Source organism: Flavobacterium aquatile LMG 4008 = ATCC 11947, assembly GCF_000757385.1.
In the GTDB taxonomy this organism is placed as follows: domain Bacteria; phylum Bacteroidota; class Bacteroidia; order Flavobacteriales; family Flavobacteriaceae; genus Flavobacterium; species Flavobacterium aquatile.
Genome location: NZ_JRHH01000004.1, coordinates 296,209 through 321,838, shown reverse-complemented (window position 1 = coordinate 321,838; position 25,630 = coordinate 296,209). Strand labels below are relative to the sequence as shown.

20 protein-coding genes and 1 pseudogene are annotated in these 25,630 nt (G+C 30.7%); 18 read left to right on the top strand and 3 right to left on the bottom strand.

What is annotated here, in order from left to right; all coding sequences use genetic code 11:
* Positions 1–13 precede the first annotated feature (13 nt).
* The 6 genes from LG45_RS11310 (at position 14) to LG45_RS11285 (ending at position 7,756) form a co-directional block, all read left to right on the top strand.
* Positions 14–943 carry a UDP-3-O-(3-hydroxymyristoyl)glucosamine N-acyltransferase gene (locus LG45_RS11310; protein WP_035127259.1) on the top strand — a complete coding sequence of 310 codons (930 nt, stop codon included), beginning with the start codon at positions 14–16 and terminating at the stop codon, positions 941–943.
* Positions 943–1,305: a nuclear transport factor 2-like protein gene (locus LG45_RS11305; RefSeq protein ID WP_035127257.1), complete on the top strand. Its 363-nt coding sequence runs from the start codon at positions 943–945 to the stop codon at positions 1,303–1,305. Before LG45_RS11310 ends, LG45_RS11305 begins: the two co-directional genes overlap by 1 nt.
* A gap of 118 nt (positions 1,306–1,423) precedes the next feature.
* A complete protein-coding gene (sucD, locus tag LG45_RS11300) occupies positions 1,424–2,296 on the top strand; it encodes a succinate--CoA ligase subunit alpha (protein WP_035127255.1) in 873 nt (290 codons plus the stop codon).
* Between the two features lie 80 nt (positions 2,297–2,376).
* Positions 2,377–4,824 (top strand): DUF7619 domain-containing protein, encoded by a 2,448-nt coding sequence (locus LG45_RS11295; RefSeq protein ID WP_035127253.1) that lies wholly within the window; start codon positions 2,377–2,379, stop codon positions 4,822–4,824.
* 111 nt (positions 4,825–4,935) lie between these two features.
* Positions 4,936–5,682 carry a 3-oxoacyl-[acyl-carrier-protein] reductase gene (gene fabG, locus LG45_RS11290; protein WP_035127251.1) on the top strand — a complete coding sequence of 249 codons (747 nt, stop codon included), beginning with the start codon at positions 4,936–4,938 and terminating at the stop codon, positions 5,680–5,682.
* A gap of 46 nt (positions 5,683–5,728) precedes the next feature.
* Complete coding sequence (locus tag LG45_RS11285) at positions 5,729–7,756, top strand: hypothetical protein (protein WP_035127249.1); 2,028 nt, start codon at positions 5,729–5,731, stop codon at positions 7,754–7,756.
* 4 nt (positions 7,757–7,760) lie between these two features.
* On the opposite strand, the gene LG45_RS11280 is transcribed toward LG45_RS11285, so the two are convergent.
* A complete protein-coding gene (locus LG45_RS11280) occupies positions 7,761–9,854 on the bottom strand; it encodes an LTA synthase family protein (RefSeq protein WP_035127247.1) in 2,094 nt (697 codons plus the stop codon).
* Between the two features lie 199 nt (positions 9,855–10,053).
* On the opposite strand from LG45_RS11280, the gene LG45_RS11275 reads away from it, so the two are divergent.
* From LG45_RS11275 to hisB, 12 genes and pseudogenes are all read left to right on the top strand, one after another.
* Positions 10,054–10,482, top strand: coding sequence for a thioredoxin family protein (locus LG45_RS11275; protein WP_035127245.1), 429 nt, complete (start codon positions 10,054–10,056; stop codon positions 10,480–10,482).
* A 4-nt stretch (positions 10,483–10,486) separates the two neighbouring features.
* Positions 10,487–11,470 carry an FAD:protein FMN transferase gene (locus tag LG45_RS11270; protein WP_035127243.1) on the top strand — a complete coding sequence of 328 codons (984 nt, stop codon included), beginning with the start codon at positions 10,487–10,489 and terminating at the stop codon, positions 11,468–11,470.
* A gap of 4 nt (positions 11,471–11,474) precedes the next feature.
* On the top strand, positions 11,475–11,687 hold the full coding sequence (locus tag LG45_RS11265; RefSeq protein WP_035127498.1) for a DUF4266 domain-containing protein: 213 nt from the start codon (positions 11,475–11,477) through the stop codon (positions 11,685–11,687).
* 32 nt (positions 11,688–11,719) lie between these two features.
* On the top strand, positions 11,720–13,051 hold the full coding sequence (locus LG45_RS11260; RefSeq protein ID WP_035127242.1) for a DUF3570 domain-containing protein: 1,332 nt from the start codon (positions 11,720–11,722) through the stop codon (positions 13,049–13,051).
* A gap of 2 nt (positions 13,052–13,053) precedes the next feature.
* Positions 13,054–13,713 (top strand): response regulator transcription factor, encoded by a 660-nt coding sequence (locus tag LG45_RS11255; protein ID WP_035127241.1) that lies wholly within the window; start codon positions 13,054–13,056, stop codon positions 13,711–13,713.
* A gap of 13 nt (positions 13,714–13,726) precedes the next feature.
* A complete protein-coding gene (locus LG45_RS11250; RefSeq protein ID WP_035127497.1) occupies positions 13,727–14,596 on the top strand; it encodes a cation diffusion facilitator family transporter in 870 nt (289 codons plus the stop codon).
* Between the two features lies 1 nt (position 14,597).
* Entirely contained in the window at positions 14,598–15,974 is a 1,377-nt protein-coding gene (locus tag LG45_RS11245; RefSeq protein ID WP_035127239.1) for a HAMP domain-containing sensor histidine kinase, read from the top strand.
* Positions 15,975–16,047: 73 nt separating this feature from the next.
* Complete coding sequence (locus tag LG45_RS11240) at positions 16,048–20,379, top strand: CusA/CzcA family heavy metal efflux RND transporter (RefSeq protein ID WP_035127237.1); 4,332 nt, start codon at positions 16,048–16,050, stop codon at positions 20,377–20,379.
* A 6-nt stretch (positions 20,380–20,385) separates the two neighbouring features.
* Positions 20,386–21,504 carry an efflux RND transporter periplasmic adaptor subunit gene (locus LG45_RS11235; protein ID WP_035127236.1) on the top strand — a complete coding sequence of 373 codons (1,119 nt, stop codon included), beginning with the start codon at positions 20,386–20,388 and terminating at the stop codon, positions 21,502–21,504.
* A gap of 33 nt (positions 21,505–21,537) precedes the next feature.
* Complete coding sequence (locus LG45_RS11230; protein WP_035127234.1) at positions 21,538–22,266, top strand: VIT1/CCC1 transporter family protein; 729 nt, start codon at positions 21,538–21,540, stop codon at positions 22,264–22,266.
* A 65-nt stretch (positions 22,267–22,331) separates the two neighbouring features.
* Complete coding sequence (locus LG45_RS11225) at positions 22,332–22,829, top strand: DUF2231 domain-containing protein (protein WP_035127232.1); 498 nt, start codon at positions 22,332–22,334, stop codon at positions 22,827–22,829.
* Positions 22,830–22,915: 86 nt separating this feature from the next.
* Positions 22,916–23,473: pseudogene (hisB, locus tag LG45_RS11220) on the top strand (histidinol-phosphatase); the annotation flags it as partial.
* Positions 23,474–23,487: 14 nt separating this feature from the next.
* On the opposite strand, the gene LG45_RS11215 reads toward hisB, so the two are convergent.
* Both LG45_RS11215 and LG45_RS11210 read right to left on the bottom strand, forming a co-directional pair.
* Positions 23,488–23,886: a hypothetical protein gene (locus tag LG45_RS11215; RefSeq protein WP_035127230.1), complete on the bottom strand. Its 399-nt coding sequence runs from the start codon at positions 23,884–23,886 to the stop codon at positions 23,488–23,490.
* A gap of 76 nt (positions 23,887–23,962) precedes the next feature.
* Entirely contained in the window at positions 23,963–25,285 is a 1,323-nt protein-coding gene (locus tag LG45_RS11210) for an OmpA family protein (protein WP_035127228.1), read from the bottom strand.
* Positions 25,286–25,630 lie beyond the last annotated feature (345 nt).

Genomic DNA, 25,630 nt, shown 5'->3' with positions numbered 1-25,630 from the left:
GAATACTAAAAATATGAAGTTTTCAAAAGTACAAGCTCTTAAAGAAATTGCAGAAATCATCGGTTGCCAGTATATTGGTGCTGATGATTTTCCTGTTTATGGTATGAATGAAATTCACGTCGTTGAACCAGGTGATATTGTTTTTGTAGATCATCCTAAGTACTATGACAAAGCCTTACAATCGGCTGCAACAATAGTTTTAATTAACAAAGAAGTAGATTGTCCAGAAGGTAAAGCGCTATTAATTTCAGATGATCCGTTTAGAGATTTCAATACACTAACCAAACATTTTAGACCTTTCCAAGCTACAGATAAAGCCATTTCGGTTTCTGCAACAATAGGCGAAGGAACATTTATTCAACCAAATTGTTTTATTGGAAATCATGTGAAAATTGGTTCCAATTGTATTATTCATTCTAATGTAACCATTTATGATGGCTGTATAATTGGCGATAATGTAATTATTCAGGCAGGTACAATTCTTGGTGCAGATGCTTTTTATTATAAAAAACGTCCTGAAGGTTATGATCAATTACTTTCTGGCGGACGTGTTGTTATCGAAAATAATGTCGGTATTGGCGCGCTTTGTACCATCGATAAAGGAGTTACCGGTGATACTACAATCGGTGAAGGAACAAAAATTGATAATCAAGTACACGTTGGCCACGATACCGTAATTGGTAGAAAATGTCTAATTGCAGCTCAGACTGGAATTGCAGGTTGCGTAATTATTGAAGACGAAGTGACACTTTGGGGACAAGTTGGAACCACAAGTGGAATAACAATTGGAGCAAAAGCCGTTATTCTTGGGCAAACTGGAGTTACTAAATCGGTTGAAGGTGGTAAATCTTATTTTGGAACGCCAATAGAAGAATCACGCGAAAAATTGAAACAATTGGCAAATATTAAACGAATTCCAGAAATTTTAAAAAATCTAAAGTAATGACACCAAAAGAATTAGTAATTGATTTTTATAAAAATGATTTGATGTTACAAAAATCAGAGGTAACAGAATTTCTGCATGATGATTTAATTATCGAATGGAACAGTAGCAAAGGTTTCGTTCAGATGAAAAAAGAAGATGTTTTAAATTTATCGGATGAATTGAGCAAAGCTTATGTTCGTTCTAAAATGAGAATTACCCATATTATTGTAGAAGATAACATAGTTTCTGTTCGCTATTCACATTTTGTAAAAACAATAGAAAATCCTCGAGAAGAAATGCTTTTAGCCCATTTTTTTGTCATTTGGGAAATTAAAGATGGTAAATTATTCAGAGGTTTTCAAATGAGTCAATTTTCATAAAAATTATATATATAAAATTTGCAAAAATTAATAAAAAAACTAATTACTAATCACTATTTACTAATTACTATTTTATACTTTTGCATCACAAACAATAAAACTACATAAAAAATATATCATGAGCGTTTTAGTAAATAAGAATTCAAAAATAATTGTTCAAGGTTTTACAGGTAGCGAAGGAACTTTCCACGCATCTCAAATGATTGAATACGGAACTAATGTTGTTGGTGGAGTTACACCAGGAAAAGGTGGATCAACTCATTTAGATCGTCCAGTTTTTAATACTGTAAAAGATGCCGTAGAACAAGCTGGTGCTGATACTACAATTATTTTTGTTCCGCCTGCTTTCGCTGCAGATGCAATAATGGAAGCTGCTGACGCTGGAATTAAAGTTATTATCTGTATCACAGAAGGAATTCCGGTTGCAGATATGATTAAAGCATATGCTTACATTAAAGATAGAGAATGTAGATTAATTGGTCCAAACTGTCCAGGTGTAATTACGCCTGAAGAGGCTAAAGTTGGAATTATGCCAGGTTTTGTTTTCAAAAAAGGTACAGTTGGAATCGTTTCTAAATCGGGAACATTAACTTACGAAGCTGCAGACCAAGTTGTAAAACAAGGCTTAGGAATAACTACTGCTATCGGAATTGGTGGTGACCCAATTATTGGAACTACTACTAAAGAAGCTGTTGAGTTATTAATGAATGATCCAGAAACTAATTGTATCGTTATGATTGGTGAAATTGGTGGTCAACTAGAGGCTGATGCTGCAAAATGGATTAAAGCCGATGGAAATAGAAAACCGGTTGTAGGTTTCATCGCTGGAGAAACTGCTCCAAAAGGAAGAACAATGGGTCACGCAGGTGCAATTGTTGGTGGTGCAGACGATACTGCTGAAGCTAAAAAACGTATCATGAGAGAATGTGGAATCCACGTTGTAGATTCTCCTGCAGAAATCGGTAAAAAAGTTAAAGAGGTTTTAGGATAATATTCTTTAGTTTTCTAATAAAAATATCAAAGCATTTCTAATAAAGAATAGGCTTTGATTTTTTTTTTAAATAAATATTTATGAAACAAATTTACCTAATAGGCTTATTATTTTCTTGTTTTTTATGTTCATCTCAAATTGTAACAATTCCAGATGCTAATTTTAAGGCAAAATTATTGGAATCTGACCAATTTATTGGAATTGCAAAAGATTTATCAGGTCAGTATTTTAAAATTGACCAGAATAATGATGGTAACATACAGGTATCAGAAGCTCTACAAGTTAGTTATCTGCATTTACCATTTTCAAATATTAGCAATTTGACAGGCATATTAAGTTTCACAAATTTGAATTATTTAAATTGTTCAGGTAATAATTTGACAAACTTAACTATTAATCAATTAATTAGTATGAACGAATTAGATTGTTCAGGTAATCAAATTTCAAGTTTAAATGTAAGTCAGTTAGTTAATCTAACAATCTTAAAGTGTTCATTCAATCAAATTACAACTTTAAATTTGAATTCTTTAACTGATTTAGAGGAAGTTTATTGTTCAGGTAATCTTTTAAATAGTTTGAGTTTAAGCAATTGTATTAATCTTCAAAGAATAGATTGTGAAAATAACTCTTTGACTACTATTAATTTAAGTGGACTCAACAATTTAATTAGATTAAATATTTACAATAATCAGTTAACCTCACTAAATTTTAACAATTTATCAAACCTAAAATATGTTAGTTGTAATAATAACCAATTATCCTCTTTAACAGCTATAAACACAAATAGTTTAATAGATTTAAATTGTAATAGTAATCTCTTAACTTCATTAGATTTAACAGGATTAAGTAATCTATATTCTTTGGAATGTAACTCGAATCTATTAGAAACCATAACTTTGGAGGGCTGTATTAGTTTATACTCTTTTTTATGTTCTAATAATAATTTAACAAGTTTAAACTTGAATAGTTGTTTTAATCTTTATTCTGTTTATATGCAAAATAACGAAATATCATCTTTATTTATTAAAAATGGTAGCTATCAACCTGTACTTCAATTTAGTGGCAATTCACTTCAGTATATTTGCTGTGACGAAAATGAATTAGCTGATTTATCTTATATAAATGATGCTTATCCAAATGTACAGATTAATACCTATTGTTCATTTGTTCCGGGTGGTACTTATTATACTATTCAAGGAAACAGTAAAATAGATTTAAATAATAATGGATGTGATAGTAATGATTTGCCTTTTTATGATTTAAAAATAAATAGATTGCAAAATTCAAATTTAGTAGGGGTTTATATTACTGATCAGGAAAATAATTATTCTATTCCAGTTCAATCAGGAAATCATACGTTAACACCGCAATTAGAAAATCCAAGTTATTTTACTGTTTCACCACCTTCAACAACAATAAGTTTTCCATCATCAACAAGTCCATATACTCAAAATTTTTGTATAACCTCTAACGGTATTAAAAATGATTTGGAAATTACAATCATTCCAATAGAAGTAGCTCGTCCCGGATTTGATACTCATTATAAAATTATTTATAAAAACAAAGGGAATCAGGTAGCAAATGGTTCATTGAATTTTAATTTTGATGAAACGCTTATGGATTTGGTTTCTTCGAATCCTGTGAATATAGGTTCTGCTACGAACAGTTTAAATTGGAATTATAATAATCTTAATCCGTTTGAAACTCGAGAAATTGATCTGGTATTCAATATCAATTCCCCAATGGAAATTCCAGCAGTGAATAGTGATGATATATTACATTATACGGCAACAATTGTTGGTTCAACTGACGAAACTCCAAATGACAATATATTTACACTAAATCAAATAGTTGTTAATTCCTATGATCCAAATGATAAAACTTGCTTGGAAGGTACTACTATTACGCCAAGTATGGTTGGTCAATATGTTCATTATGTTATCCGTTTTGAAAATACAGGAACTTTTACTGCACAAAATATTGTTGTAGCCGATGTAATTGATACTGCTAAGTTTGATATTGGTACTTTGATTTCACAACATAGTAGTCATAATTTCTACACGAGAATAAATGGTAATAAAGTAGAATTTATCTTTGAGAATATCAATTTACCTTTTGATGATGCTAACAATGATGGTTATGTTGCTTTTAAAATTAAAACGAAATCAACGTTAGTTTTAGGAAATACATTTTCGAATTCGGCGAGTATTTATTTTGATTATAATTTCCCGATTGTAACTGATCCCGCTACAACAACTGTTGCTGCTTTAGATAATCAAGACTTTGATTTTGGCAATTATCTAACGCTTTATCCAAATCCAACTAAAGATATTTTACATTTCAAAGTAATGAACAAAATTGAAGTGAAGAGTATTAAATTGTATAATATTTTGGGGCAAATACTTATGACAGTTACCAACGCTTCAACCAAAAGCAGTATTGATGTTTCTGGTTTAACGGCCGGAAGTTACTTTGTAGAAGTTTATACTGATAAAGGAATTTCTAGAAGTAAATTTATAAAACAATAAAACTGAAATCCCATAAATTAGTTTTTGGGATTTTTTTGTTAAACCATTTTTAATACTTCATTATTCCACTATATTTGTATTTAATTAAAAAACAAACTAATTTTTACTAATATGAAATTACTTGAAGGAAAAGTAGCTATTATCACTGGTGCAAGTCGTGGAATTGGTAGCGGAATTGCAAAAGTATTTGCACAACACGGAGCAAATGTAGCTTTCACATACAGTTCATCTGCAGAATCAGCTCTAGCTTTAGAAAATGAATTGACAGCTTTAGGAATTAAAGCAAAAGGATATAAATCAAACGCCGCCGACTTTAATGAAGCTCAAAAACTGGTTGACGATGTTATGGCAGACTTTGGAAACGTTGATGTTTTAATCAATAATGCCGGAATCACAAAAGATAATTTGTTGATGAGAATGAGCGAAGAAGATTTTGATAAAGTAATCGAAATCAACTTAAAATCGGTTTTCAATATGACAAAAGCGGTTCAAAAAATTATGTTGAAAAACCGAAAAGGTTCTATTGTAAACATGAGCAGTGTTGTTGGTGTAAAAGGTAACGCCGGACAAGCAAATTATGCTGCATCTAAAGCTGGTATGATTGGTTTTACAAAATCTGTTGCTTTAGAATTGGGTTCTAGAAATATCCGTTGTAACGCAATCGCTCCAGGTTTTATTGAAACCGAAATGACTGCAAAACTAAACGAAGATGTTGTCCAAGGTTGGAGAGATTCTATTCCGTTAAAACGTGGCGGAACACCGGAAGACGTTGCCAATGCTTGCCTTTTCTTTGCTTCAGATATGAGTGCTTATGTTTCTGGACAAGTATTAAATGTTTGCGGCGGAATGTTAACTTAGAAAATTGTTAGCATATCGCTAAACACATTAATATTTAAACTAAAAAATGAACAAAACGACAATCGCATTACTAATTTTATCAGTTATAATTGCTGGTGGTTTGTCGTATTTTCAATATTTCTACAGAGCTAAGAGTAAGTCTAAGATGACTAAACTCTTAGCTTTTTTACGTTTTCTATCTGTTTTTGGATTGTTACTTTTATTGATTAATCCTATTGTTAGCAGAAGTTCCTTCGAGACAATTAAAACACCGTTACCAATTATAGTTGATAATTCAAGTTCGATTGTCGATCTAAAAGCGAACGAAATTGCGCAAGATGTTTACACAAAATTAGCTTCAAATTCTAAACTGAAAGACAAATTTGATGTTCAATCGTATAGTTTTGATTCGGAATTTCAGCCATCAGAAACTTTCGATTTTAAAGGAACTCAAACCAATATTGATGAAGTTGCTAAAAATTTAAAAAGTATCAACAAAAATTTGACCTTCCCAACTGTTTTAATTTCAGATGGAAATCAAACTTCGGGTTCAGATTATGTTTTTAGTTTTGATGTAAATAATAAAGTTTACCCTTTGGTTGTTGGTGATACAACGACATATTTAGATTTAAAAATCAATCAGATTAATGTAAACAAATACGCTTTTCACAAGAATAAATTTCCTGTAGAAGTATTTCTTCAATATGCCGGAACCAAATCGGTAACTGCAAATTTTGCCATTTCTCAAGGAAACAATGTTTTAAACAAACAAAGTGTATCTTTTTCTCCATCAAATAAATCGGCAGTTATTAATGTACTGTTGCCAGCTGATAAAACTGGACTTCAAATTTTTAATGCGTCACTAACTTCATCAGAATCTGAAAAAAATACTTATAATAATTCGAAGAAATTTGCAGTAGAAATTATAGATCAGAAAACTGAAGTTGCAATCATTTCAGCAATAAATCATCCTGATATTGGCGCTTTAAAACGCGGAATAGAAACTAATGCTCAACGTAAAGTAACAATACTTAAACCAAATCAAATCAGTGATTTAAATAAGTACAATGTTTTAGTAATTTATCAACCAAACGGAACTTACAAGCAAGTATTTGATGCCAATAAAAATCTTAAAATAAACACTTGGATTATAACAGGATTGAATACCGATTTCGGATTTTTAAGTCAGCAGCAAGATCAAATTGATTTTAAAATGTCCAATCAAAAAGAAGATTATTTGACTAATTTCGATTCCGATTTTAATCTTTTTGCGATTGATAATTTAGGTTTCGAAAATTTTCCTCCTTTAGAAAATCCGTTCGGAACGATTACTCCAAATGAAAATACTTCAACTTTATTATCGTCAAGAATTAGAAATGTCGATACAGAGCAACCGTTGTTAACCTTTTTTGATAATCAAGGAAAACGAAATGCTTATTTATTTGGTGAAAACATTTGGAAATGGCGTGCTCACAGTTATGTAGATAAAAAATCATTCGAAGAATTTGATGTTTTTCTAGATAAAACTATTCAGTTTTTAGCTTCAAATGATTCTAAAAAATCGTTAATTGTAAATCACGAACGTTTTTACAATTCTGGTGATGCTCTAGAAATAACGGCTCAATATTTCAACAAAAACTACGAATTTGACGAAAAAGCACGTTTGACAATTGCTGTTACAAATACCAAATCTAAGCAAGTTAAACGCTACGATTTATTGAAAACTAACAATAGTTTCAAGGTAAATCTTGACGGATTATCTGCTGGGCAATATTCGTTTTCAGTGAAAGAATTAAATTCTAACGCAAGTTATTCAAGTAGATTTGAAATATTAGATTTTGATATTGAAAAACAATTCGTAAATCCAGATTTAAACAAATTAAAACAATTGGCTTCACAAACAAATGGTGCTGTTTTTGTTCCTAATCAAGTAGATAATTTAATTAAAACTTTACTTGAAAACGAGGATTATAAAGCAATTCAGAAAAGCATTGTTAAGAAAACTCCTTTAATTGATTGGGTTTGGTTGCTGGTTTTAATAGCAATAACATTGGCAAGCGAATGGTTTTTAAGAAAATACAACGGATTATTGTAGCATTTTATTTATCGTATTTCTTTTCATCAAGAATTTTTGCTGCAGTTTGATAATAGGAAATAGTCTCGTTTATTAAATCTACTCGCGGCTGTTTCATTATTTTTTCATCATACAAAATAGGGATTTTACCATCATTTAGATGATTATCTTTAAGCAATAATTTAAATTGTTTTGCTTTCTTCACAGGCGAAATAATTGTTAGAACATCGTCTTTTATCAGTCCTAAATCTTGATAAGTTGCAATTAAAGCACGTGGTTTATAATCTTTTGAAAATACATCTTGTCCATAAAATTTACTTTTATATTTAAAGTTTAACAGCCCAAATAGAGTAGGCATAACATCAATTTGTGACATTAAAATATTATTTCGACTTGGCAAAATAAATCCGGGTGAATAAATCATCGCTGGAATTCGATATTTTTCTACTGGAAGTTCTGTTTTTCCTGAGGATGAAGCGCAATGATCGGCTAGAATTACAAAAACAGTATTCTTAAACCAAGGTTGTTTTTCTGCCATTTTAAAGAAATTTCTTAAAGCATAATCGGTATATTTTACACCACCTTTTCTAGATTTTTTATCAGATGAAATATCGATTTTTCCATCAGGATACGTAAAAGGTCTGTGATTGCTAACCGTCATTATATGATTAAAAAAACTTTTGTTAGTTTTACTTTCTTCATTCATAACATTTATAGCTTTTTTATACATATCTTCATCGCAAACACCCCAAATGTTTGAAAAAGAAATTTCTTCAGGTTTAAAAGACTTTTTATCTACTATTTCATAACCGTTACCAGTAAAGAAATCACCCATATTATCAAAGTACGAATCGCCACCATACATGAATTTTACACTATAATTGCGTTCTTTAAACAAACTTCCTGTTGAAAATTTGTTCTTATTATCTTTGCGTTTAACCACGCTTTCTCCAGCCATTGGAGGCAAACAAAGCGTCACAGCTTCAAGTCCGCGAACAGTTCTATTTCCAACGGCATAAAGATTAGTGAATTGTAAACTTTGCGTAGCTAAAGAATCTAAAAAAGGCGTAATGTTATCTTTTCCACCATATTCTTTCATGAAACTCGCACTATAACTTTCAATTGTAATAAGTACTACATTTTTATGAATTTCTTCAGCTTTACTAGTAATAGTTCTTTGCGTCGAATTGTTTTTTATTCCTGACAGTTGATTTTCTAAAATCGAAAAAGCTTCTTTATCTGCAAGAGTTTTATAATAGGTAGTGTAGTCAAGTTCACTGTTTGTAAAAGCCAAATAAAAACTGTAAACACCATTAGCTTGAAGATTATTAGCAAATGTATTTTGTGAATTTTGTTGCTTTACTAAAATCGGATTTGCTACAAATGAAATAATAAATAGAACAATATAAATGCCAAAATTTTTAAGTTTTTCAGTAAAGTTAGGGATAGAGTAGATGTAGTTTTTTGATCTTTTTACAATTAGATAGGTGATAGTTAATGCTGTAATTCCGATAATAGAAAATAGAGGAATTATAGGATACGATTCTAGAATATTTCCAATAACCGTCGTTGTATAAATGAGATAATCTACAGCGATAAAGTTGTATCGTACGCCAAATTCATTCCAAAAAAAGAATTCGCTTACTGCATTTTGAATGATCAATAGCACAAAAATAAAGATAGTTATTGAAAATGAAATCAATCGAATTTTGGATCGCAGCTTGGGTAAAAATAACATTAATCCGAATAAAGTTGCTTTAATTCCAACGAATACTAATCCAATTTCTGGGAGAGAACCACCATATTCATGTAAAACAGATTTACCAGATAGAATGTAAAGAAATAAAACTACAAAGAAGCCAAAAATGATGTATCCATAAGGTTTTGAATACTTATTATTGGATAAAAAAATCAAGTACAACCATAGAAAAAAACTACAAATTATAAAAATCAAAAAATCGGATAGAAATCCAAATCCAAAAATTTTTACAATTTCAAAAAAGGTAAACCTGCTTTGTGTAATTGGATGAAACATCAGAACAACTCGCAATAGCAAACTGACTAATAAGTAGAAAAAAGTTAGGTTAAAAAAAGGAGAATTTTTCTTAAATAATTGCATTGTTTTTTTGAGTAAAGTTATTGCTAGATAACAGGTTTGTGTTTAAGATTCACTTAATACTAACTTAAGAATCGCTTAAATTAAAATTGGCTTAAAATAATTTTCAAATGTTTTAGTTTTCATTTTAAACTATACTTTTACATAAAATAATGTAGGGCAAAAATTAGTTTAAAATGTTTTACTTTATAAAATTAGAATTATGAAAAAAATTGGATTATTAGTTGTGCTTTTATTTTCTGCTGTAGCGTTTTCTCAAAACTGGAAATCATCATTGGAAGAAGCCAAGATTGAAGCTTCTAGAGAGAACAAAGAAATAATAGTTGTTTTTTCTGGATCAGATTGGTGTGCACCATGCATGAAATTAGAAAAAAACATATGGAAATCGGAAGCTTTTAAAAGAGAAGCGGATGAAAAATATGTTTTAATTAAAGCCGATTTTCCAAAAAAGAAAGCCAATCAACTTTCAGCAGAACTTACTGAAAACAATAAAAAATTAGCCGAGAAATATAATAAAGAAGGTAATTTTCCTCTAGTAGTTAAGCTTGATAAAAATGGCAAAGTAAAAGGAATGACTGGTTTTAAAAATGTATCAGCAGAGCAATATGTTAAGCTTTTAAATTCTTTATAAAACAATGAAAAAGTATTTGTTTATAGTTTTTCTAACAACAATTTCATCTTTTGGTCAAACGATTTACAAGAGAAAATTGGCTATGCTTGGAAGTCCGTTTGAGATTTCTGTAGTGGCAAACGATTCTATTAAAGCTAATGAATACAGTAATTTAGCAATAAACGAAGTAAAACGAATTGAGAATTTAATTTCCGATTGGATTCCGACTACTCAAATATCTGAAATTAATAAAAATGCAGGAATTCAACCTATAAAAGTAGATGAAGAAGTATTTGACTTAGTAGAAAGAGCTATTAAAATATCTAAACTAACCAACGGAGCTTTCGATATTTCTTATGCTTCAATGGATAAAATTTGGAAATTTGATGGAAGTATGAAAGAAATGCCAACGCCAGAAGCCATAAAAAAATCGGTGGAACGAATTGGATATCAAAATATTATTCTTGACAAAGAAAATAAAACTATTTTCTTGAAATTAAGCGGAATGAAATTGGGTTTAGGCGGAATTGGTCAAGGTTATATTGCCGATAAAGTGAAAGAATTACTGCAATCTAAAGGTTGTACTTCTGGATTAGTAAATGTTTCTGGTGATATCAATACTTGGGGAAAACAACCTAACGGTGAACTTTGGACCGTCGGAATTGTAAATCCAATGAATAAAAACAAAGTGTTTGCAACTTTTCCATTGGATAATAGTGCTGTTGAAACATCTGGAAGTTATGAGAAATTTGTGTCTTTCAACGGAATTCGATATTCACATATTATTGATCCACGAACAGGTTATCCAGCAACAGGAATTGTTAGTGTTTCTGTATTTGCTAAACAAACTGAAATTGCCGATGCTTTGGCGACAGGCATCTTCGTTCTCGGAGTAGAAGTAGGATTAGATTTAGTAAACCAATTAAAAGGAATTGAATGTATAATTGTTGATGATAAAGGGAAAATTCATGCATCGAAAGGCATTGATATTAAAAAATATAAAATATAACATTATGATTAAGAAAATCAGTTTTGCCATCATTTTAGTGCTGACATTACAATCGTGTACTTCTGTAAAAGAATACGAAAAAGAAAAACTAAACGATCCAGAAATGAAACTTTCTGCTAAAACTGCCGAACGATACGAAACTACTTTTCAAGTATATCGCGAAGGTTCTGCTGGTGCAAATGGAGGAAAATCGGGTGGAGGTTGCGGTTGCAATTAATTCAAGGAGTTTGAAATTTCAATATAAATACAATGCGATATAAAATAATATACTGTTTACTTTTTCTTTCTGGATTTGCTTTTTCACAAGAGAAAGACTCAACTGTAGTTTTCAAAAAAAGAGTTTTAGAAAGTACCGAAGTAGATTTCTTGGCAAGTTATTACAAGCAAGACGGATTACATTCGGCGGTTTCTGGTGGAATTGGGTCTGAAAAATTAACCGATATTGCTTCCAATATTATTGTGGCAATCCCAATGAATGATGATGATATTTTAACTGTCGATGCTGGAATTTCTGCTTATACATCAGCTTCATCAAGCAACATTAACCCATTTGATTCTAATAAACCTAATCCTTGGCAAGCATCATCTGGTGCATCGGCTCAAGATGCATTAGCTTCATTGGTAGTAAATTATAGTCACAGCAGCGATGATAGAAATTTTATATGGAATGCCGATGTTTCTGTTTCAAGTGAATACGACTATTTTTCATTAGGATTTGGTGGTGGTATTACTAAATTATTCAACAATAAAAACTCTGAAATATCATTAAAAGGAAACGCTTATTTAGATACTTGGCAACCCATTTATCCAATAGAATTTAGAGATAATTTACCAACGGTTTATGATCAAAGTGGTGCAATTTCCAATTTATACAATCCAAATTTTATTTCATGGACATCAAAAGCTAGAAATTCATTTTCTGCATCAGTAAGTTTTTCTCAAGTAATCAATAAAAAATCGCATTTTTCTGTTTTCTTTGATGTCTTGCAACAGCAAGGCCAATTGTCATCGCCTTATCACAGAATGTATTTTGCAGACAAGGATAATTTCTATGTTGGTGATCCGCAATTTATTCCAAATTATCAAAGTGAAACCAACAAAGGTGCTTATCAATTAGCCGATGCAATTGAAAAATTACCTGATACTAGATTTAAATTACCTTTTGGTTTACGTTACAATTATTACCTAAATGAAACGGTAAGTTTTAGAACGTATTACAGATTTTATACAGATAATTGGGATGTACAATCGCATACAGCAAGTATTGAAATTCCATTTAAAATATCAAGCAAATTCACTTTATTTCCAATGTATCGTTACTATACTCAAACTAAATCGAAGTATTTTGAACCATACGAAACGCATTTGTCAACAGAAAAATTCTTTACTTCCGATTTTGATTTGTCCGATTTTGATGCACATCAATACGGTGTAGGATTTACTTATACAGATATTTTTACAAGTTCTAAAATTTGGAAATTTGGCCTAAAAAATATCGATTTTAGATTCAATCATTACGATAGAAGCGATGGCTTAAATGCAAATATTGCCACTATCGGATTTAAATTTGTAATGCAATAGCAATGAAAATTTTAATCGTAGAAGATGAAGTAGGAATTTCTAATTTCTTAAAACAAGGATTAGAAGAAGAAGGTTATGAAATTAGCCTAGCTTCCAATGGATTTGAAGGTTTAGAACTGGCTACTAACAATCAATTTGATTTAATTCTATTAGATTGGATGCTTCCAAAGTTACCCGGGATTGAAGTTTGCAAAGGTATTCGCGAAAAAAATAAAACAATTCCGATACTTTTTTTAACAGCAAAAGATACTGTCCAAGAAACAATTGAAGGATTAAAAGGAGGAGCAAACGATTACATCAAAAAACCATTTAGTTTTGAGGAACTTTTGGAACGCATTAAGATTCATTTTAGAATAAGTGATGGAGATGAAATTTTGACTCTTTCAGATATTAAAGTCGATTTGACAAAACACCAAATTTTTAAAGACGAAAAAGAAGTTTTTTTAACACAACGTGAGTTTGAATTATTAGTATATTTGATACAAAATAAAGGCAAAGTCTGTACCCGAACTCAAATCATTGAAGATGTGTGGGATATCCATTTTGAATATGATACCGGAGTAATCGATGTGTTTATGAATGCGATTAGAAAAAAATTAAATCTTTCTAAAGAAGACGATTGCATTAAAACAATTCGTGGTGTTGGATACATTGCCAACTAAATTTAAAAAATCAATGACTCATACTGAAACGGCAATAAAAGTAACTTATTTTAGTATAATAAGCAACACATTATTAGCTCTAATTAAAGGAATTGCTGGTTTTTTTGGAAATTCCTATGCGCTAATTGCCGATGCAATAGAATCAACAACCGATATTTTTTCGTCGTTTTTGGTTCTTTTCGGATTAAAATATGCCAGTCGTCCAGCAGATGAAAATCATCCTTATGGTCATGGTCGTGCCGAGCCTTTAATTACTTTTCTTGTAGTTGGTTTTTTAATAACTTCAGCTACAATTATTGCTTACGAAAGTATAAGCAACATTGGAACACCACACGAATTACCAAAACCTTTTACTCTAATAATTCTTGGAGCTATTATTTTTTGGAAAGAATTTTCGTTTAGAAAAGTACTCAAGAAAAGTAAAGAAACCAACAGTTCTTCTCTTAAAGCCGATGCTTGGCATCATAGAAGTGACGCAATTACATCAGTTGCTGCATTTATTGGAATTAGTATTGCCTTAATTTTAGGAAAAGGATACGAATCTGCCGATGATTGGGCGGCTCTTTTTGCTTCTTTTTTTATTCTTTACAACAGTTATCTAATTTTCAGACCAGCTCTTGGCGAAATTATGGACGAACATTTATATGATGATTTAGTTGCTGAAATTAGAGTAGAATCATTAAAAGTAAAAGGAGTAATTGATACCGAAAAATGCTTTATTAGAAAAGCCGGAATGAAATACCACGTTGATTTACATGCTGTTGTAGATGCAACAATTTCGGTTAAAGAAGGACATGATATCGCTCACTTATTAAAAGATACTTTGCGACACGAATTACCACAACTCGGTCATGTATTAATTCATATTGAACCAAGCCACTAAAATGTTTAAATTTTCATTTAAAAATAGAATTGCATTTAATTACATTTTGAGTACCGCATTGCTCATAGCATTTGTATTTATTGTAATTTATCAAGTAATTTGTTTTAGTGTAAATGAACATATTAATGAAGAAATATACGAAGAACTTGAAAAACACTTAGATGACGTTGAAATCGATTCTAATGAAACCTATCTAATTCAAGTAGATCAGTGGAAAGCTAGAGAACACAACACCTTCAATGTTAATCCAGTTTTTGTCCAGTTTTATGATAACAATAAAAAACTTATAGATAAATCACCGAATCTAAAAAGCTCGAATTTAATTTTATCAAGTGATTCAAATAACAATAAATACATTGAATCAACATTAAACGGAATTCCGATTCGACAAATTCAAACTGCCATAATCAATAAAGACAAAATTGTTGGTTATGTTGTAGTCGCAATGTCACTTAACGATTTAGAAATTATTCTTATTCTAAAAAAGATACTACTAATTTCCTATCCATTAATTTTAATTGTTCTATTTCTAATTGCCCGATTTTTTGCAGGAAGAAGTATAAAACCAGTTACCAATATTATTAAAACATCGAGTTTAATAACTAAGGACAATTTGAATTCTAGAATAGATTTGCCTCACAATAAAGACGAATTATTTGTACTTTCTAAAACTATAAACGATTTATTAGATCGTATTGAAGATGCTGTTGAGCGCGAAAAACAATTTACATCAGATGCTTCTCACGAATTAAGAACTCCTTTAGCAGTAATAAAAGGAACTCTTGAAGTTTTAGTGCGTAAACCTCGTGAAAAACAAGAATATGAAGAAAAAATTAGTTTTTGTATTAATGAGGTTGATCGATTAAATAATTTAGTGGATGAACTACTTTTATTGGCTCGTTTTGAAAATCAAAAGCAAAACAATAAAATTGAAAATGTATATTTAAATGCCATAATTTTAGACAGTTTATCACGATATTCTGAAAAGATTAAGGTTAATAAATTATCTATTTCATCACATCTCAATCAAGAATATTACATCCAATCTGATTATTATTTGATTTCGATTATTGTTGGAAATTTAGTTTCAAATGCGGTCAAATATGCAAATGAAAACGGAAAAGTCGAAATCAATTTAGAAAAAGTAGATAATAGAACGATTCTAACAATATCTAATACTGGTCACGTAATTCATGAAAAAGATGTAGATAAAATCTTTAACTCATTCTACCGAGCTGAGAATTCAAATAATCCTAATATAAAAGGTACTGGTTTAGGTTTATCAATTGTGAAAAGACTTTGCGATTTATTGTCAATTACTATTGAAATTTCGAGTATTGAAGATAAAGGAACTTCATTAATTTTAAGTATTCCCTAATTTGATATTAAGGCTATCTTAAGCTATTTTATTGAGCCATGTTCTACTTTTACAAAAGAAAAAAGAACGTACTATGCTCGAAAAAATAATTGCCTTTAGCTTAAAAAACAAACTAATAATTTTATTGTTTACTCTCGGAATTTTCGGATTCGGAGTGTATTCTGTCTTTCAAATTTCAATTGGAGCTGTTCCAGATGTTACTAATAATCAAGTTCAAGTAATTACAACTTCTAGAAATCTTTCTACACAAGATATTGAACAATTTATTACTTATCCAGTAGAAATTGAAATGGCAAACTTGCCTGGAGTGAAAGAAATCCGCTCTATTTCTAAATTCGGACTTTCGGTCGTAACTATTGTTTTTGATGACGATATGGGTTCATATCTTCCAAGACAATTAATAGCTGAAAAAATAAAAACAGCTTCCGAAAAGATTCCACAAGGTTTCGGAATTCCAGAAATGGGACCAATTACAACTGGTTTAGGTGAAATATATCAATATGTTTTAGATGTAAAACCCGAATATAAAAATCAATATTCTGTAACCGATTTAAGAACTATTCAGGATTGGGTTGTGAAACGACAACTATCTGGAATAAAAGGTGTTGTAGAAATAAATACTTGGGGTGGTTATTTAAAACAATACGAAGTGGCTATAAATTCATCCAAATTAAAAGCGATGAATATTTCTACAATTGATGTTTTCAATGCTTTGGAAAACAACAATAGTATTGCAGGTGGAGCTTACATTGAAAAAGTAAATCAGAGTTATTTTATTCGTGGAGAAGGAAAAGTAAAATCACTTGAAGATATTGAAAATATTGTTGTTAAAAATGACAATGGAATTCCAATTTACGTAAAAGATTTAGCACAAATAGGTTTTGGAAGTGCTAATCGTTTTGGAGCAATTACCGGAAATGGTGAAGGCGAAAAAGTATTAGGTCAAGTAATGATGCTTAAAGGAGGAAACTCAAAGCAAGTAATTGGCGATGTAAAAGCAAGAGTTGCCGAAATTGAAAAAACATTACCAAAAGGCGTTTACATCAATCCGTTTTTAGAAAGAAGTGAATTAGTTGGAAAAACTACGTTTACCGTTGCTGAAAACCTGATTTTAGGTTGTCTAATAGTAATTTTTGTAGTCGTTCTTTTGTTAGGAAATTGGCGTTCAGGATTGGTTGTTGCCTCAGTAATTCCACTTTGTTTATTATTTGCAATTTCATTTATGAACATCTTCGGAATTGACGCCAACTTAATGAGTTTAGGTGCAATAGATTTCGGAATTATTATTGATGGAGCCGTAATTATTGTAGAATTTATAGCCTTTCAAATTGCACACAAATCGAAACATTTAGTAAACTTATCTAAAGAAGATAGGCAAATTCAAATTGACGAAATCACTTATAAAAGTGCTTCCAAAATGATGAATTCTGCTGTTTTTGGTCAGTTGATTATTCTAATTGTTTTTATTCCAATTCTCTCATTATCTGGTGTTGAAGGAAAAATGTTCAAACCAATGGCAATGACTTTCAGTTTTGCACTAGCTGGAGCAATGTTGCTATGTTTTACTTATGTTCCAGTAGTTTCCTCTTTATTTTTAAAACCAAAAGAAGAAAATCCAAATTCGTTTTCATCAAAATTGATTGCTAAAATGAATTCTTGGTATTTACCTGTAATTACTTGGGCTTTAAACAATACAAAAAAAGTAATTTATGGAGCAATTTCTTTATTAGTTTTTGCAATCGTACTTTTTACAACTATGGGAGGCGAATTTATTCCAACTTTAGATGAAGGTGATTTTGTAATTCAACCCGTTTTAAAAACAGGAACGTCGTTAACTAAAACAATTGAAACTACAACTAAAATTGAAAAAATAATTCTAAAAAATTTTCCAGAAGTCACCCAAGTTGTAAGTAGAATTGGTGCTGCCGAAGTGCCAACCGATCCAATGAGTATGGAAGAATCGGATATTATTGTAAAACTAAAACCAAAAGGTGAATGGGTTTCTGCAGATTCTAAAGATGAATTGGCCGACAAAATTAAATTTGAAATTGAAAAACAAATTCCAAACATGGAAATAGAATTCACGCAACCTATAGAAATGCGTTTTAACGAATTGATTTCAGGAACTAGGAGTGATGTCGCTATTAAGATATTTGGAGAAGATTTAAATGTTTTAGCAAAACGAGCAGAACAAATAAAATATGCCATTGCCAATGTAGAAGGTGCGTCCGATATTATTATTGAAAAAACAGAAGGTTTGCCTCAAATGAGTGTGGTTTACAATCGTTCGAAAATTGCTCGTTATGGGTTAAATATTGCCGATTTGAACGAAATGATAGCTCTTGGTTTTGCTGGAAAAACTGTTGGAACTGTCTTTGAAGGTGAAAAGCGTTTTGATATGGTAATTCGTTTGGATAAAACCAACCGTCAAGATATTGATAATTTGAGAAATCTGTACGTTCCAACTCCAAATGGGGAACAAATTCCATTACAAGAATTGGCACAAATTGAGTATACAGAAGGTCCAGCGAAAATTTCAAGAGACAATACTAGAAGAAGAATTGTTGTGGGAATCAATGTAAGAAACCGCGATTTACAGAGCGTTGTGACTGATGTTCAAAAAATTATAAACGAGAAAATAAAATTACCGGAAGGTTATTATGTAACTTATGGAGGACAATTTGAAAATCTTCAAAGCGCCAAAGAGCGTTTGTTGATAGCGGTTCCAATTGCTTTATTTTTAATCTTTATTCTGTTGTATTTTGCGTTTGGTTCAGTAAAAGAAGCTTTGATGGTTTATTCGGCAATTCCACTATCAGCAGTTGGAGGAATATTATTTCTTTGGATTCGTGATTTGCCATTTAGTATTTCGGCAGGTGTTGGATTTATTGCACTTTTCGGAATCGCTGTCCTCAACGGTATTGTACTTATTGAACATTTTAAAGAACTAAAACACCAAGGAATGAAAGATATTAACGAACTAATTTTGAAAGGTACAACCGATAGATTACGTCCAGTTTTACTAACAGCAGCTGCGGCAGCTTTAGGGTTTTTACCAATGGCAATTTCGTCATCGGCAGGAGCAGAGGTACAACGTCCGTTAGCAACCGTTGTAATTGGTGGATTGTTTACAGCAACTATTTTGACTATGATTGTGCTTCCCATTTTATACAAACTTTTAGACAAAAAAGAAGGTAAAAAAGCTAAGTTTAAAATTCATTCTAATATCACAATTATTTTGTTACTATTGAGTTCATCACTTGCATTTTCTCAAAATAGTACTCCAGAATTGGATAGTTTAATTGCTAAAGCACATTTAAAAAATAAATCAATTAAAGCCGCACAATTGCAAATTGACAAATCAAAAGCAAACATTAAAACGGCATATTCATTCGATAAAACTAATGTTTATTATAGTTATGATCAGAATAATTTAGCGTTGAATAATGAACCATTAAAAGTTTTTGGAGTACAACAAAGATTTGCCTTTCCGACAGTTTATGGCGCTCAAAAGAAATTATATTCGGCTGAATACGAAAGAGAAAAGTCTAACTTCGAAATCACCAAAAATCGATTGTCAAATGAGGTTGCACAAGTTTATAATCATATTGTTTATTATCAAAATCAAGAAAAATTATTCCAATACTTAGATAGTTTGTATCAAAATTTCTCGAAAGCAAGCGACAGAAGATTTGAATTGGGCGAAACTAATTATCTTGAAAAAATAACCGCACAAAGTAAGTTTAGACAAATCAGAACTAAATTAGCGCAAATTGAAAAAGATAAAATTGCTAACTATGAATTGCTCCAAGGATTACTTCAATCTGATGAAAAAACAGTTATTAAAAATGATAAATTAATTCCAAATATCACTTTGGTTGATGGTTCAAATAAAGATGTTTATAATTCTTATTTTGAGAATATTACAAAAACATACCAATCGAATGTTAAGCTTCAAAAACAATACTATTTACCGGATATTAATTTAGAGTATTTTCAAGGAAAAAATAATGGTTTATCGCAGTCTTTGTATGGATTTCAAGTGGGTTTATCTGTTCCAATTTTATTTGGTGGAGCAAAAGCTAAGAATAATGTTGCCAAGTTAGAGCTTCAAAGTTGGGAGCAACAAAAACAAAACGAACAAACAAGAATCAATCAATTCATATCACAAAAGAAAAATGAATTAATCAAACATGAAGAAGGCATAAAGTACTATAAAGAATACGGTGAAAAATTGGCTAAAGAAATAATCAAAGTAGCCGATATGAGTTACAAACATGGAGAAATCGACTTTTTTCAATATATAACTTCTTTAGAAAATGCCACATCAATTCAAGTGGATTACCTTGAAAACGTGTTACAATACAACAAAACCCAATTCGATTTACAATATCTAAATTACTAATTTACAATGAAAAAAATACTATATATACTAGCAACGACTACTTTACTAATTTCATGTAAAGATGCCAAAACAGAAGCTCCAGCAGAGAAGAATGAGGGTTTAACAGTAATTTCTACTAATCAATTCAAGACAATGGCAATGGAAGTTGGAACTCCTATTGAGCAAGATTTTGATGTTACTATAAAAGCATCGGGTAGGATAGATGTTCCGCCGCAAAATAGAGCAAAAATCACTTCTTTTATTGGTGGTTACGTAAAATCTACAAATCTTTTGGTTGGAAATAAAGTAGTTAAAGGTCAACCGCTCTTAACGATGGAAAATACAGAATTTCTTGATATTCAGAAAGATTATCTCGAAGTTGCTGAACAAATCACTTATTTAAAATCTGAATTTGAAAGACAAAAGACATTGTACGATGAGAAAATTACTTCTCAAAAGAACTACTTAAAAGCAGAAAGTGACTATAGAAGAGCAAAAGGAATGTATCAAAGTTTGAGAGCAAAATTACTTTTGTTAAACATTAATCCGAGTAATGTTGAAAAAGGAAAATTGACTTCTGTAGTAACTATTTATTCGCCAATTTCTGGTGATATTGTAATTATGAATGCCAATGTTGGAATGTATATTGCCGCTTCAGATGTAATTTTAGAAATTGTTGATACGAATCATTTACACTTAGAATTAGCCGTTTTTGAGAAAGACATTTTGAAAATAAAAATTGGCCAAGGAATTAAGTTTACCGTTCCAGAAGCAAGTAAAGAAGTTTTTAATGCCGAAGTGCATTTGGTTGGAAAATCTATTGAAGGCAATGACAGAACCATTAACGTTCATGGACATTTAGACGATGCTATCAAACAAAAATTATTAACCGGAATGTTTGTAGAATCACAGATTATTACCAATTCTAAAAAAGGATTAGCTATTCCAAAAGACGCTTTAATTTCAGAAAATCAAAAGTATTTTGTACTTTTATTAAAGAAGGAAGATGCTAAAGGATTTTCATTTGAAAAAGTTCCAGTTGAGAAAGGAGCTTCATCAGAAAGTTTTGTTGAAATACTTCCTAATGATCAAGTTAATGCTAGTTCAAAACTTTTAACCAAAGGTGTTTTTGATATTATAAATTAAAGTTTATGATTAACTTACTTAAATAAAAAAAAGATGACTAAATCTAAAAAGGAAGAAAAAACAATAACAATTGATAATTATCTTGATAGTCATTACATACACCGAAGTAACTGGTTAAGAGCAGCAGTTTTAGGCGCAAACGACGGAATTATTTCTATTTCAAGTCTTGCAATTGGCGTTGCAGCAGCAAGTTCAACAAGAGAACCTATTGTTTTAGCTACCGTTGCCGGACTTGTTGCAGGAGCATTATCAATGGCTGCAGGTGAATATGTTTCAGTAAGTTCACAAACGGATACAGAAAAAGCTGACATTGAAAGGGAAATAAAAGAATTGGCAGAAATGCCAGATGAAGAGTTGAAAATACTAGCTCAAATTTATGAGAAAAGAGGGCTTAAACCTGAAACAGCAATGCAAGTAGCTATTGAATTTACACAGAAAGATGCATTAGGTACTCACATTAGAGATGAATTAGGAATAAACGAAATTAGTCAAGCTAATCCAATTCAGGCTGCAATTTCTTCTGGAACAGCATTTACTGTTGGTGGTGTTTTGCCATTATTGGTAATTCTTTTTGCGCCAATAAAAAACATGGAATATTGGCTGTATGGCTTTACAATAATTTTCCTTGTAATTTTAGGAAGTATTTCAGCAAAAACTGGAGGCTCAAGTGCTAAAAAAGCAATTTTAAGAATAACAATTTGGGGAACAATCGCGATGGTATTATCTGCATTAGTAGGCTATATCTTTGGAGTAAGAGTTTAATAAAAACGTAAAATAAAACTAACAATCAATAAAAATAGTAATACAAACTTTTAAATTAAAAAATTATGAACGACGCACATTTGCACATGGTAGTAAACCACTTTCCAATTATTGGAATTATTCTTGGTTTTGGAGTTTTAATCGCTGGAATTATTTTTAAAAATGATTCGGTAAAAAATACGGCGTATTGCCTATTTATTGTAGGTGCCATTTTTGCATTTGCAAGTATGTCAACTGGAGAAGGAGCAGAGGAAATGGTAGAAGATATGCCTTCTGTTGGAAAACAAATCATTCACGAACACGAAGAAATGGCCGAGAAATTAGCCCTTGTATTATATGTTCTAGGTGTAGTTTCAATTATTGGTTTATTTGCTAATATCAAAAAACATGCTCAAGCTAAATTAATTTCATTCCTTGCATTAGTAATAGCTGCTGTTGGAATATTTTTTGGAAAACAAACTGGAACAACAGGTGGAGAAGTTCGTCATACCGAAATAAGAGCCAATGCTGGAGCAACTACAAACGCAACTCAAAATGCAGGAGAAGTTGAAGATGAAGATTAATTAATTGTTTTTTCCTTGTTAAAAACCGCTTTATAACGACTAATAAAGCGGTTTTTTTATTTAGATTTGGATCAAAATTCATAATTATGAAGAACATACTTTTTATCGATCGTGATGGAACTATTGTTAAAGAAGCAAAAGCACCTGATTATGTTTTAGACACTTTTGAAGAACTAGAATTCTATCCTGAAGTATTTCGTTATTTGGGAAAAATTGCTCGTAATTTAAATTATGAATTGGTTATGGTTACCAATCAAGATGGATTAGGAACTAAAACACTTCCAACAGAAACTTTTTGGAACATTCATAATAAAATCATGAAAGCTTTTGAAAATGAAGGAATTGTTTTTACTAAAGTTTTTATAGATGATTCTTATCCCGAAGATAAAAAACCAACTCGTAAACCAGGAATTGCAATGGTTACAGAATATATCGATAATCCGAAATATGATTTAGCCAATTCGTTTATGATAGGTGATAGGCTGACCGATATAGAATTTGCTAAAAACTTAGGAGCAAAAGGAATTTTCATCAACAACGACGAAGCATTAGGTGCAACTGAAATTAACTCTAAAAGAGAAGAATTAGATCAAACTATTGCACTTCAAACTACCAGTTGGAAGGAAATTTATCGATTTCTTAAAAAACAAAATTAGATTTAAGAAGCAACTTCAAATAAAAGCACTTGACTTTTTAATCGCTCAATCAACATGTTCATCATTCGTTTATTTAGGTTTGATGAGTTTTTAATGTAGTCAATATATTCATCTACAGAAAATAATCCAATAACCATTCCTTTTAACGAATTTCTAAATTTTATATCGCGCTGAATGGTATTTTCGATGTAAGCCATTTTTTTTTCTGGTGACAAAGTAAAGAAAACACCTTTTTGTTTAATAGCGTAATTGGTAAAAACTTCAATAAATAAATCATTTTGGAATTTCAAAATCGGACGAAGCGTTTTATTTTGAAACGATTCTTCAGCAGATGATTGTTCAGTAACTGTTCCTATCGTGCCGCCACGAAGTGCTATGAGAGAACTATTTCTTGTTTCCATTTTTTATTTAAAGTTATAAAAAAACCTTTGTCGTAAAACAAAGGTTGATTTATAGTTATCAAGAATCAATTGTTAATTAATCAAGAATTTTAAAAGTAACTCTTTTTACAAGTTTTCTAGAATCGCTAGTTTTTTTATCTCCGCTCGAATCATCACTATCGCTAGCTATAAACAATCTTGCTGCCCGAATTCCTGATCTAACTAAAATGTCTTTTACAGATAAAGCGCGCTCAGTTGCTAATCTATCGTTATTAGCTGTTTGTGTAACTTCATCGGCATGACCAAAAATTACTATTGATTTTGATGGATTGTTTTTCATGTACGTTTTTATAAACTCAATACCTTCAATGGAAATTGATGTTGGTTTGGTTTTACCAGTATCAAAATAAACCGAAACGTAACCATCATTAATAAAACGATTTACTGCATCTGTTTTAGACGCATCTTTGGATGATGTGTTAAAATAACGTTCCATTTCATCTGGAACACCATTTTTATTTAAATCAACCATCTTTCCTCTTGAATCTACAGTTACACCAGCAGTTGAGTTATTTTCTTGGTCTAAATAATCAGCAACTCCATCTTTATCAGTGTCATTCATCAAAGTTTCCATAGAATCCATTCTCTTCTCTAATGCTTCAATCTCTTCCAACGCTAAGGTATTTTCTTTAACAATTGCCCAGTCGCCATGAATATCGTTAGTACCAATAGAATAGCTCAATCCGAATGAAGTAGTAAGCATTTGAGCACTTAAATTACTATTTGGAGCAGCACTCGATCCGTCCCAATTAAAGTGTTGTCTTATGTTATTTTGGTAAGAAACATCGAATTGTAATGCCATTTTTTTTGAAAATCGGTATTGCGGTGTTACTCCCAAAATAAAACCTCCATTATATTCAGAATTATTGAAATTTTGATTGGTTGTAAGTGTGTTTTCAGTTTTAGATGTCATTGCATCAACTCTAATTCCACCGTGAAGTAATAATCCTAACTTGCCTAGCGATTCAATATCAAATAAACGATTTGCATTAACAACTCCTTGAATTGAAAAACCTATCATTTGCATTTTAAAAGGCAAACTACCATTATCTTTATTATTTTTAAGTTCATCAAAATGAAATCCAGCCCTAAGACCGAACTTTGGACTAATCATATATCTTGTGGTAAGAGAAAAACTATTGGTTTGTGGTTTTCCTAAAAAATCGCCCGATGAACTTGAAAAATAACCTGGAGAATATGGTCTAATTCCTTTTGCTTGACCCAGTGTAGCCTCTACAGTCCATTGATTGTATTCAATTTTTTTTACTTCTTTTTTGTCATCAGCAACTTTCACAGGTTCTTGAGCATTTACAGAGAACGCAGAAATAAGTAACAATGAGAACAATGTAATTTTTTTCATACTTAGATTTACTTTTTTTAATAATTTTTTATGCAATTAGCTAATCTAGGTTTTATTTCGCGATAGATTTGGGATCTAAAACAGGGTTTAATTACATATTGTTCAATATAATTGGACGCAAAATATTAAAAATATTGTATTGAATACAAATAAACAGTGGCTTTTTTAATGATAATTTTAGTTTTAACAATAAAGCTTGAATTTATTAAAATAATTTAACGAAAAAAAATATAAGATTTAAACTACAAATAATTATGAATTATCCAAAACTAGTAAGAATTTCAGCCAACTAAAATCTATTTCAAACGAATTTTAGTACACAATCGATATAACATTATTCTGCGA

Coding starts and splice junctions, on each gene's coding strand:
- LG45_RS11225 (WP_035127232.1), top strand. CDS start 22,332: ATGAACGACGCACATTTGCACATGGTAGTAAACCACTTTCCAATTATT.
- LG45_RS11230 (WP_035127234.1), top strand. CDS start 21,538: ATGACTAAATCTAAAAAGGAAGAAAAAACAATAACAATTGATAATTAT.
- LG45_RS11215 (WP_035127230.1), bottom strand. CDS start 23,886: ATGGAAACAAGAAATAGTTCTCTCATAGCACTTCGTGGCGGCACGATA.
- LG45_RS11285 (WP_035127249.1), top strand. CDS start 5,729: ATGAACAAAACGACAATCGCATTACTAATTTTATCAGTTATAATTGCT.
- LG45_RS11260 (WP_035127242.1), top strand. CDS start 11,720: ATGCGATATAAAATAATATACTGTTTACTTTTTCTTTCTGGATTTGCT.
- sucD (WP_035127255.1), top strand. CDS start 1,424: ATGAGCGTTTTAGTAAATAAGAATTCAAAAATAATTGTTCAAGGTTTT.
- LG45_RS11275 (WP_035127245.1), top strand. CDS start 10,054: ATGAAAAAAATTGGATTATTAGTTGTGCTTTTATTTTCTGCTGTAGCG.
- LG45_RS11235 (WP_035127236.1), top strand. CDS start 20,386: ATGAAAAAAATACTATATATACTAGCAACGACTACTTTACTAATTTCA.
- LG45_RS11270 (WP_035127243.1), top strand. CDS start 10,487: ATGAAAAAGTATTTGTTTATAGTTTTTCTAACAACAATTTCATCTTTT.
- LG45_RS11210 (WP_035127228.1), bottom strand. CDS start 25,285: ATGAAAAAAATTACATTGTTCTCATTGTTACTTATTTCTGCGTTCTCT.
- LG45_RS11280 (WP_035127247.1), bottom strand. CDS start 9,854: ATGCAATTATTTAAGAAAAATTCTCCTTTTTTTAACCTAACTTTTTTC.
- LG45_RS11295 (WP_035127253.1), top strand. CDS start 2,377: ATGAAACAAATTTACCTAATAGGCTTATTATTTTCTTGTTTTTTATGT.
- LG45_RS11310 (WP_035127259.1), top strand. CDS start 14: ATGAAGTTTTCAAAAGTACAAGCTCTTAAAGAAATTGCAGAAATCATC.
- LG45_RS11305 (WP_035127257.1), top strand. CDS start 943: ATGACACCAAAAGAATTAGTAATTGATTTTTATAAAAATGATTTGATG.
- fabG (WP_035127251.1), top strand. CDS start 4,936: ATGAAATTACTTGAAGGAAAAGTAGCTATTATCACTGGTGCAAGTCGT.
- LG45_RS11240 (WP_035127237.1), top strand. CDS start 16,048: ATGCTCGAAAAAATAATTGCCTTTAGCTTAAAAAACAAACTAATAATT.
- LG45_RS11255 (WP_035127241.1), top strand. CDS start 13,054: ATGAAAATTTTAATCGTAGAAGATGAAGTAGGAATTTCTAATTTCTTA.
- LG45_RS11245 (WP_035127239.1), top strand. CDS start 14,598: ATGTTTAAATTTTCATTTAAAAATAGAATTGCATTTAATTACATTTTG.
- LG45_RS11265 (WP_035127498.1), top strand. CDS start 11,475: ATGATTAAGAAAATCAGTTTTGCCATCATTTTAGTGCTGACATTACAA.
- LG45_RS11250 (WP_035127497.1), top strand. CDS start 13,727: ATGACTCATACTGAAACGGCAATAAAAGTAACTTATTTTAGTATAATA.